The sequence below is a fragment of the Bartonella sp. MR168JLCBS genome, assembly GCF_042194175.1.
On sequence record NZ_JBHIMP010000108.1, the window covers coordinates 1 to 1,267 of the forward strand.

The following is a 1,267-nucleotide window of genomic DNA, read 5'->3' on the forward strand; positions in this document are numbered from 1 at the left end:
TATGATAAATTGTATTGATAGAGGGCTTTCACAAGAAGGTGAGTTGCCGGGCGGATTGCGCGTTCCAAGGCGTGCTAAAAAATTGCACGATAAGCTTTTGGAAAATCGCAAAAAGAATCGAAATCACCCTATCTGGGCAAATGACTGGCTTTCTGTGTACGCTATAGCGGTGAATGAGGAAAATGCAGCAGGTGGTCGTGTTGTTACTGCACCCACGAATGGCGCAGCTGGTATTGTGCCTGCAGTTTTGCGTTATTATCTTCAATTTAATGATGATTCAGATCGAGAGGGAATACATAATTTTTTATTGACAGCAGCAGCTATTGGTGGTGTCATTAAACACAATGCTTCTATTTCTGGTGCAGAAGTTGGTTGTCAAGGGGAAGTTGGAACGGCATCTTCAATGGCAGCCGCAGGGTTGACTGCAGCGTTGGGTGGTACACCGGCTCAAATTGAAAATGCCGCGGAGATTGCACTTGAGCATCATTTGGGAATGACATGTGATCCAGTTGCAGGTCTTGTACAGGTTCCTTGTATTGAGCGCAACGCAATGGGTGCTGTTAAGGCGGTGACTGCTTCTTCTCTTGCGTTGCATGGTAATGGAAGGCATTTTGTTTCTCTTGATGCTTGTATAGAAACAATGCGCCAGACCGGATATGATATGAGTGAACGCTATAAAGAAACGAGTAAAGGTGGCCTCGCAGTCAATGCAATATCCTGTTAAAATGCGCAACAATATTTTAATCTGATAAATTTCTTACAGCTTGTTTATTGATAAAAGAGTTGCACTTTAAAATTGCTTTGTGTGTTGAAAAGAATACAAGTTTAGAAAAGGACTTAGGTGATTTTGCGTAACATCTATGTCACGTGGGTGCCTTTATGAGTTATTGAAGAGGATTTTCCTCATTGAGTTACGCACAGCAATACCCAATAAGAAGAGTTTGCATATAATAGGGAAGCCAACTTTTTTCTTATGAAAATGTATCAAGAGTAATCTTTGATATTAGATCCAAACGTGAGCTAATATCTTGTATTTTCGACGTATTTTTTGGAAGATTTTATTGAGAAGCTGAAAACGCTAACTCAGAGAGTTGAATAGAAACTTGCAGTACATCTTGCAGTACATTTTATAAATTTAAGGAAGACGTGTGTCTGCGAAAGGATTTGTTAAGATGGTAGACAATACGGGGCATAAAGGCTCTTTAGCAAAATAACTCTTACGGAAATTGCTTATAGAGTTAACCATTTGTTGCACCTAGACAAATTT

1 protein-coding gene is annotated in these 1,267 nt (G+C 39.9%); it reads left to right on the forward strand.

What is annotated here, in order from left to right; all coding sequences use genetic code 11:
• Positions 1-724: L-serine ammonia-lyase (locus ACFIK8_RS09505; protein ID WP_375669282.1), on the forward strand; the 724-nt coding region annotated here is incomplete at its 5' end.
• Between the last annotated feature and the right edge of the window lie 543 nt (positions 725-1,267).